Below are 8026 nucleotides of genomic sequence, written 5' to 3'. Positions count from 1 at the left end.
ACACCAGCAACAAGTATGTTATTCCCTAATGAAATTTCCCCATTTGCAATCAATACCGATCTTAAATACACAAAATCAAATAAAACGAATGCAATAAAGAAGAGCTGGACTATATTCCATAAAGAAGATGATCGGAACATTCCTAGTCCAAAACGGTGGATTGTTAAATAAGCAAAGAACCCCATTTGACTTATCACACTAAAAATAAATCCTACACCCATCAACCAGAAGGAAACTGCCAAAATTTCCTTTCCGTCGAAATTTTGAAAAAATTTAGCGTACTTGTCCCACTCTAAAACAAATCCAATAATGACTGTACTAACCCCACCAAGAAACAACGTCGTAAAAAATAGTCGTACCCACTTGCGGCTATTCACAACACATCCCCCATTATCCTTATATTTCTAATTAAATTGTATCAATGACAATTTCAAAAAGCTAGCCATGTTCATGTATAAATTCCTTAAAGATATTTATATTAAAAAGAGAGAACTGTGCTGAAAGGAGTTCCAACTTATGAAACGGATGCTGCTCGTTTTGACTTCTTCTTTTCTATTTCTTGTACTTGTAGCATGTGCACAAGAAAAAGAAGCAAAGTCCGAACTTGATTATGATCAAACGAAGAAAATGATTGTTGATATTTTAAAAACCGATCAAGGTAAGAAAGCCATTCAAGATGTGTTAACTGATGAAAAAATGAAACAAGCACTCATACTAGATGAAACAGTAGTAAAGAAAACGATTGAAGATGCAATGGTATCCGATAAAGGGCAACAATTCTGGGAAAAGCTCTTTAAAGACCCTGAGTTCTCATCGAAATTCGCTAAAAGTATGGGAAAAGAACAAACAGCTTTAATGAAAACATTACTAAAAGACCCTGAATACCAAGCAGGCGTTATAGAAATCATGAAAAACCCTGAAGTAGAAAAAATGATGTTACAAACGATGAAGAGCAAAGAATACCGTCAATATTTACAACAAGTATTAACAGAAACTGCTGAAAGCCCACTCTTCCAAGCTAAGATGATTGATATTATTAGTAAAGGTGTCCAAAAAGCCGAAAAAAGTGGTTCTGATAAAAAGGAAGCCGGCGGTGAAGGTGGTTCCCAAGAAGGTAAAAAGGAACAGCAGTAAAAATAATAACGATAATAATGAGTGGACAATATATGTATCATCCACTCATTATTATTTTATTTTTGCGCAACAGTTGTTTTATCAATTACCGCTTCAGCTATTGTGCGGTAAATAAGACCTGTCGTGTGCGTATCTTCATATACTGACGGCGCAAAATCTTCTTTATTCCAATCAGGTTGTTGAAGCGGGATTCGGCCAAGTACTTCTGTTTGAAGTTCTGTAGCTAATTTATCTCCTCCACCTCTTCCAAACACATATTCTTTTTCGCCAGTTGTTTTACTTTCAAAATAAGCCATATTTTCAACAACACCAAGAATACTATGTTCTGTACGCAAAGCCATTGCTCCAGCACGTGCTGCTACAAATGCCGCTGTTGGATGCGGTGTTGTAACAATAATCTCTTTACAAGCTGGTAGCATCGAATGTAAGTCTAGCGCAACATCACCTGTACCTGGTGGTAAATCTAAAACTAAATAATCTAAATCGCCCCATTCTACTTCTGTAAAGAAATGATTTAACATTTTCCCAAGCATAGGTCCTCTCCAAATAACCGGTGCATTATCTTCTACAAAGAACCCCATTGATATTACCTTTACACCTAGACGCTCCACTGGAATGATTTTATCTCCTCTTACTACAGGGCGTTTTTCTATCCCCATCATATCAGGTACGCTAAAACCATAAATATCGGCATCAATGATACCAACTTTTTTCCCTAGACGAGCTAAAGCAATAGCAAGGTTAACAGAAACTGTTGATTTCCCTACTCCACCTTTTCCACTCGCCACTGCTAAAAATATCGTTTTGGAATTTGGTGACAATAAAGATTCAGTTTGCTCTTCTTCTTGTTCTGGTGCAAACTGAGCTAATTCCTCTTCTGTAAATTCTGCAAAGCGAAGCCCTACTGTTGCTGCTCCTAGTTCTTTTACTAACTTTACAATTCCAGATTGCAATTGCATTTGTTCCGCGGTACCAGTTTTTACGATTGCAATTTTAACACTTACATGTTCCTTCTCAGGCTTGACTGTTACCTCTTTAATTGCCCCTGTTTCTTTTAACGTTTTATGTAAAAACGGATCTACAATCCCTTCTAACGCTTCCACTACTTGCTCTTTCGTTACCATAATTAGCCCAGCCCCCTGTATGAAAAATAACATAATGTTAATTAAATATATCTCTCTTTACTTTTGAAATAAATGCGTTTACATTTCCAGTATAACATATTTTCGGAAAACTTCGTTAACGAGAGAAACGCAAAAAAATCCTCCTTATTCTGGAGGATTTCCTTTTTCCGTGAAATAACGTAATATACCACGATATACAGCAGCTGCTACCTTTTGCTGATATTTCTCCGAATTTAACATATACCTTTCATTTACATTCGATAAAAAGCCAGCTTCAATTAAAGCACCTGGGTTTTTCGCATACTTTAATAAATACACATGAGAAATTGTTTTAGCAGAACGATTTGTATTCTCTAAACTCGTTCTCAACTCAGCTTGTATAAATTTCGCAGCACGTTCATTTTCAATTGAAGAACGGTAATAGAACGTTTGTGCGCCCTTTGATCCACTACTAGTTAAAGCATTTAAATGGATACTTGCAAAAAAATCTACATCGGGTTTATTAATAATCTCTACACGTTTTTTTAAATCTTCTGCTTTACGTCTACTATATGACTTTGTATCTTTCTGGGCTAAATCATAATCTCCCTCACGCGTTAAAATAACTAGTGCACCTTGCTCTTGTAAATAATCTTGCACCTTCTTTGTAATCTCAAGCGTAATATCTTTTTCTACAATATCCTTGCCACCAACAGCCCCTCCGTCTGGTCCACCATGCCCAGCATCTAATACGATTACTTTCCCTGATAAGGGTAAATTCCAAGCTCGCCACGATTTTGTAATTTGAAATTCTTGTTTGACTAAAAAAAACAAAATAACCGCAGCGAGTGCAAAAGAGATAATTCGAATTCTCTTCATACCTTTCCTCCTCCAGCTAGTCCCTCTAATTACTTATATGGGACAAGAGGAAAGTTTATGCTTGTCTTAATGAAGCTTTAATCGATATCTTCTTTCACCTTTTTCATATCCTTCCTGCCACCATAAGCCGATAAACTGCTGGCAAGATTCAAAAAGTAATTCCTCATCTTGTAACTTAATCTCCCGCATAGTCATGCTCGTTAAAAATTGAAATAGTGTTTCCGTTAATTGTTGCTCTTCTTCTAAGGCCCTATATTTCACATCAAAGAACGATTCGCCATAATAACCAAATTTACTATATCTCGCTCCTAATAAATACGATTCTATCCCTAATTCAATGCAGTAATCTTCATACTGACGATGAAGTTCCTGCATCTGAAAGGCATCTCTAATATTTGAACGTAATGTTTTTAATGATAATTCCCGCAGCATCTTCCGCTCATATTTCAACTGCTTTTCTTTTTGTTTTTCTTGTAAGCTGACAATGACATTCATAGTACTTATAAACCTCCCTAATACGTATTAGTCTAAACTTCTAAAGAAGAAGCATACGCGAGAGGATAGCACTAAAATATTCCAAACTACAAAAATTTCAAAAGAGGAATGAAACATAAAAAACCCCAACCAAAATGGTTGGGGTTTGTAGTTCGCAAAAATTAACGTTTTGAGAACTGAGGTGCACGACGTGCGCCTTTAAGACCGTATTTTTTACGCTCTTTCATACGTGCGTCACGAGTTAATAGACCTGCACGTTTTAGTGTTAGACGGTATTCTGGATCAGCTTTTAATAAAGCGCGAGAAATACCGTGACGAATAGCACCAGCTTGACCAGTGTATCCACCACCATTTACGTTTACAAGTACATCGTAGTTACCTAAAGTTTCTGTTGCAACTAGAGGTTGTTTCACTACTTCACGTAATGCAGCAAATGGGATATAGTTTTCAAAATCACGACCGTTAATGATAACGCGTCCTTCGCCTGGAACTAGGCGTACGCGCGCTACTGAACTCTTACGACGTCCAGTGCCATAGTATTGAACCTGTGCCAAAGTAAGCCCTCCTTTAATTGATTATCCGCGAAGTTCGTAAACTTCTGGTTTTTGTGCTTGGTGTGGATGCTCTGCTCCAGCATACACGTTTAGTTTCTTAGAAACTTGACGGCCTAAGCGTCCTTTTGGAAGCATGCCTTTAATTGCAAGCTCTAACATTTGTACAGGGTAGTTTGTACGCATTTCAAGAGCTGTTCTTTGTTTAAGTCCACCTGGGTGGTTAGTGTGACGGTAGTAAATTTTATCGTTTAATTTATTACCTGTTAAATGAATTTTCTCAGCGTTAATAATAATTACATGATCACCCGTGTCAACGTGTGGTGTAAATGTAGGTTTGTTTTTACCACGTAAAATGGATGCTACTTCACTAGCAAGGCGACCTAAAGTTTGACCTTCAGCATCAACCACATACCATTTACGCTCAACTTCGTTAGCTTTTGCCATAAAAGTCGTACGCATGTGTTTCCCTCCTCGTTATCTTTTCCATAGAAAAAATCTATTGTTTATCTTAAACACGATTTCCTTCCGGGGCTAATCGTGGTTTTAGAAACAATACCATATGTTATGATATACTTTTGAGTTTCTAATGTCAAGCAAATGTTACACCAGGATTAGTTGTTATAGTTTACCTGCCATAAATAAAGCCCATGACCAGGAGCCATCTTTCCAGCAAACTGACGATTTTGTTTCGCTAAAATCTCTGGAATGCTATCCGGATCAAGCTTTCCTTGCCCTACGATCAGTAACGTACCAACAATAATCCTGACCATATTATATAAAAATCCATTACCTACAAAACGAAAAATTAATTCGTCGTCCTGCTCAATTAGCTCGATTTCATAAATTGTTCTCACTTTATCTTTTTTGTCAGTTTTTGCCGAACAAAAAGAAGTGAAATCATGCGTTCCAATAAAATAAGGGATCGCTTTTCTTATAGCATTTATTTCGAGCGGATATGGATATTGATATACGTAATTTCTACGGAATACATCCGCAGTCTTTGATAATAATACACGATAACGATATTCTTTTCTCTCGACACCGTAACGTGCGTGAAATTCTTCTGTTTTTTTCTCTACCTGTGTGATAACAATATCATCTGGTAACATAGTGTTTAATGCATTGCTCCATTGCCACTCTTCAAGAGACAACGGTGTATCAAAGTGTATCACTTGTCCTTTAGCATGAACAGTAGAATCTGTTCTGCCCGATGCCTGAACACGAACAAGTTCCCCTTTATGCAATTTCTGTAAAGCTTTCTCTATTTCTTGTTGAACAGTACGATGCTGCGGTTGAATTTGATAACCACAAAAATGCATGCCATCATATGCAACCGTACATTTTATTCTATCCATTTCTTTATTCTCCATTACGATCGCACCCATGCCAAAATACAAGCTAAACAAAGTAAGCTTATAATCGTTACAGTATCGCTTGTTTTCCAGCGTAGTTGCCTAAATTTAGTACGTCCTTCGCCACTTTGATATCCACGGGCTTCCATAGCAATTGCTAAGTCTTCTGCACGCTTAAAAGCACTGATAAATAGAGGAACGAGTAGTGAAATGATAGCTTTCATCCTATCTTTTATCGGTCCCCCTGCAAAATCAATACCACGTGACGATTGTGCCTTCATTATTTTACTCGTTTCATCCATTAATGTCGGGATAAAACGAAGAGAAATTGACATCATTAATGCGATTTCATGAACAGGAACTTTTATACGCTTCAACGGCTTTAATAACGTCTCCAAACCATCTGTAATCTCAATGGGTGTCGTCGTTAACGTTAATAATGTCGTCATTAAAATAATAACGAAGAATCGTATAGAAATGTATATTCCTTGCTCTAATCCTTTTTCATGTATCGAAAACCAACCAAGCTGGAATAGTACTTCCCCTTCTTTATTTGTTAAAATATGCAGGAAAAATGTAAAAAGAAAAATCCATAGAATTGGTTTTAAGCCCGAAAGTACATAACGAATCGGCACTTTTGCAAAAAATAAAGCAATGAGTGCATATAAAAATAAAAATCCATATGAAATCGCATTATTTGCTAAGAAAACAACAAATACATATAAAAAGACAATCAGCAGCTTCGTACGTGGATCAAGTTGATGAATAAGAGAATTCCCTGGAATATATCTTCCAATAATCAACTGCTGCATGATTCATGACCACCTTTTCGTAACACCTGCACAACTTCATGAGTAAGATCCTCTAAAGATAAGGTAGCCTTTGGGATTGAAATGCCAAACTTCTCTTCAATTGCACGTTTATACTTTAAAGACATAGGAAGATCCACACCAATTTTCTCTAGTTCATCAGCATGTGAAAATACTTCCTCTGCACTTCCTTGCAAAAAGACCGTTCCTTTATGCATGACTACAATCTGCTCGGCATATTTAGCAGCATCCTCCATATTATGCGTTACAAGGATAACTGTAAGGCCTTTCTCCTTATGTAGCTTATAAAACATCTCCATAAGTTCATTTTGCCCTTTTGGATCTAGTCCTGCTGTAGGTTCATCTAATACGAGCACTTCGGGTTCCATCGCTAATACGCCTGCTATCGCAACACGCCTCATTTGCCCACCACTTAACTCAAATGGTGAACGTACTAACAGTTCTGGTTCTAACCCTACAAGTTGAATTGCCTCTCTTGCCTTTTGCTTCGCTTCTTCTACAGATACACCAAAATTAGTAGGTCCGAAGCAAATATCTTTCTCCACAGTCTCTTCAAACAACTGATGTTCTGGGAATTGAAAGACAACACCTACCTTTTTACGTAGTGGCTTTAGCTTTTTTTCTTTCTTTCCTGCCGAAATGAAATGTTCACCAATTTGAACTGTGCCATTTGTCGGCTGCAATAAACCATTTAAATGTTGAATCATCGTCGACTTACCTGAACCAGTATGACCGATAATGGCATAATAGCCCCCACTTGGAAACGACACGTCTACATCATAAAGTGCGCGTCTTTCAAATGGAGTTTTATATTGATAACGATGTTCTACTTTTTGGAATGTAATCTCCAAAGTTCGTTCACCAAGCTTTCCATTGTAAGATGCGTATTTTGCAAGAGAATTTCATTTCTTTTTAATAATTCTGCTATTTTCACTGAAAATGGTACATCTAATCCAATTTCTTGGAGCATATGAGAGGACTTGAAAATTTGTTCTGGAGTCCCTTCCTCTAATATCTCTCCCTTATTTAAAATAATGACACGGTCTGACTGTGCCGCTTCTTCTAAATCGTGCGTAATTGATAACACGGTAATACCTTTTTCATTAACAAGTTGTCTAACCGTTTCTACCACTTCACGTCTCCCTTGAGGGTCTAGCATTGACGTTGCTTCATCTAATATCAAAATAGACGGCTGAAGTGCTAAAACGCCTGCTATTGCTACTCGCTGCTTTTGCCCACCAGATAACGAATGTGGCTCATCATTAAGAAAATCTTCCATACGGACTAGTCGTAAGGCCTGATCTAATCTTTCTACCATTTGTTCTCTCGGCATTCCGATATTCTCTAAACCAAAGACAACGTCATCTTGCACTGTTGTTCCAACAAATTGATTATCTGGATTTTGAAATACCATCCCAATTTGTTTTCGAACATCCCATACCGTTTCCTCTGACAAAACCATTGTATCATTTACTGTAATTGTCCCTGCTTCCGGCAAAAACAAACCATTCAATAATTTTGCAAGTGTAGACTTCCCAGAACCGTTTTGTCCAATAACAGATACCCATTCTCCTTCATATAAGGAGAATGAAACATCTTTTAATGCATAAGTGGCTGCACCAGGATATTGAAATGATATATTTTCTGTCCGAAGTTTCTCTTTTTTCAATACAAGGCAC

At 37.2% G+C, this 8026-nt stretch carries 11 protein-coding genes (1 of these 11 cut by a window edge); 1 reads left to right on the top strand and 10 read right to left on the bottom strand.

Features of this window, described 5'->3' with window-relative positions:
- Positions 1–377, bottom strand: partial view of a KinB signaling pathway activation protein KbaA gene (gene kbaA, locus BGI23_RS00815; protein ID WP_070805071.1) — the 5' portion only. 235 nt of this gene lie to the left of the window's left edge; the window shows 377 of its 612 coding nt (coding positions 1–377); its start codon is at positions 375–377; the stop codon falls past the left edge of the window.
- Positions 378–516: 139 nt separating this feature from the next.
- Between kbaA and gerD the strand changes: the two genes are divergently transcribed.
- Complete coding sequence (gene gerD, locus BGI23_RS00810; protein WP_000827519.1) at positions 517–1134, top strand: spore germination protein GerD; 618 nt, start codon at positions 517–519, stop codon at positions 1132–1134.
- A gap of 56 nt (positions 1135–1190) precedes the next feature.
- On the opposite strand, the gene BGI23_RS00805 is transcribed toward gerD, so the two are convergent.
- The 9 genes from BGI23_RS00805 to BGI23_RS00765 form a co-directional block, all read right to left on the bottom strand.
- Positions 1191–2258 carry an Mrp/NBP35 family ATP-binding protein gene (locus tag BGI23_RS00805; RefSeq protein ID WP_000256606.1) on the bottom strand — a complete coding sequence of 356 codons (1068 nt, stop codon included), beginning with the start codon at positions 2256–2258 and terminating at the stop codon, positions 1191–1193.
- Positions 2259–2402: 144 nt separating this feature from the next.
- Entirely contained in the window at positions 2403–3116 is a 714-nt protein-coding gene (cwlD, locus tag BGI23_RS00800) for an N-acetylmuramoyl-L-alanine amidase CwlD (protein ID WP_000822435.1), read from the bottom strand.
- Positions 3117–3182: 66 nt separating this feature from the next.
- A complete protein-coding gene (locus BGI23_RS00795; RefSeq protein WP_001101006.1) occupies positions 3183–3611 on the bottom strand; it encodes a YbaK family protein in 429 nt (142 codons plus the stop codon).
- 161 nt (positions 3612–3772) lie between these two features.
- The gene (rpsI, locus tag BGI23_RS00790) at positions 3773–4165 is read right to left on the bottom strand and encodes a 30S ribosomal protein S9 (protein WP_000079986.1); all 393 of its coding nucleotides are present in this window, start codon (positions 4163–4165) and stop codon (positions 3773–3775) included.
- Between the two features lie 21 nt (positions 4166–4186).
- Positions 4187–4624: a 50S ribosomal protein L13 gene (gene rplM / locus BGI23_RS00785; RefSeq protein WP_001260793.1), complete on the bottom strand. Its 438-nt coding sequence runs from the start codon at positions 4622–4624 to the stop codon at positions 4187–4189.
- Positions 4625–4776: 152 nt separating this feature from the next.
- The gene (gene truA, locus BGI23_RS00780; protein WP_070807269.1) at positions 4777–5520 is read right to left on the bottom strand and encodes a tRNA pseudouridine(38-40) synthase TruA; all 744 of its coding nucleotides are present in this window, start codon (positions 5518–5520) and stop codon (positions 4777–4779) included.
- 14 nt (positions 5521–5534) lie between these two features.
- Positions 5535–6329, bottom strand: coding sequence for an energy-coupling factor transporter transmembrane component T family protein (locus BGI23_RS00775; protein WP_001186536.1), 795 nt, complete (start codon positions 6327–6329; stop codon positions 5535–5537).
- A complete protein-coding gene (locus BGI23_RS00770; protein WP_000406520.1) occupies positions 6317–7198 on the bottom strand; it encodes an energy-coupling factor ABC transporter ATP-binding protein in 882 nt (293 codons plus the stop codon). The genes BGI23_RS00775 and BGI23_RS00770 overlap by 13 nt, the downstream gene beginning before the upstream one ends.
- A complete protein-coding gene (locus BGI23_RS00765) occupies positions 7174–8016 on the bottom strand; it encodes an energy-coupling factor ABC transporter ATP-binding protein (protein WP_000711783.1) in 843 nt (280 codons plus the stop codon). The genes BGI23_RS00770 and BGI23_RS00765 overlap by 25 nt, the downstream gene beginning before the upstream one ends.
- Positions 8017–8026: the final 10 nt, after the last annotated feature.

The sequence above is a fragment of the Bacillus sp. ABP14 genome, from assembly GCF_001831375.1.
In the GTDB taxonomy this organism is placed as follows: domain Bacteria; phylum Bacillota; class Bacilli; order Bacillales; family Bacillaceae_G; genus Bacillus_A; species Bacillus_A paranthracis.
This window is presented reverse-complemented; position numbering and strand designations above follow the sequence as displayed.

What these genes read in the sequence shown, in the direction of transcription:
- gerD (WP_000827519.1), top strand. Translation starts at nt 517, where the DNA reads ATGAAACGGATGCTGCTCGTTTTGACTTCTTCTTTTCTATTTCTTGTA.
- truA (WP_070807269.1), bottom strand. Translation starts at nt 5,520, where the DNA reads ATGGATAGAATAAAATGTACGGTTGCATATGATGGCATGCATTTTTGT.
- BGI23_RS00775 (WP_001186536.1), bottom strand. Translation starts at nt 6,329, where the DNA reads ATGCAGCAGTTGATTATTGGAAGATATATTCCAGGGAATTCTCTTATT.
- cwlD (WP_000822435.1), bottom strand. Translation starts at nt 3,116, where the DNA reads ATGAAGAGAATTCGAATTATCTCTTTTGCACTCGCTGCGGTTATTTTG.
- BGI23_RS00805 (WP_000256606.1), bottom strand. Translation starts at nt 2,258, where the DNA reads ATGGTAACGAAAGAGCAAGTAGTGGAAGCGTTAGAAGGGATTGTAGAT.
- rplM (WP_001260793.1), bottom strand. Translation starts at nt 4,624, where the DNA reads ATGCGTACGACTTTTATGGCAAAAGCTAACGAAGTTGAGCGTAAATGG.
- BGI23_RS00795 (WP_001101006.1), bottom strand. Translation starts at nt 3,611, where the DNA reads ATGAATGTCATTGTCAGCTTACAAGAAAAACAAAAAGAAAAGCAGTTG.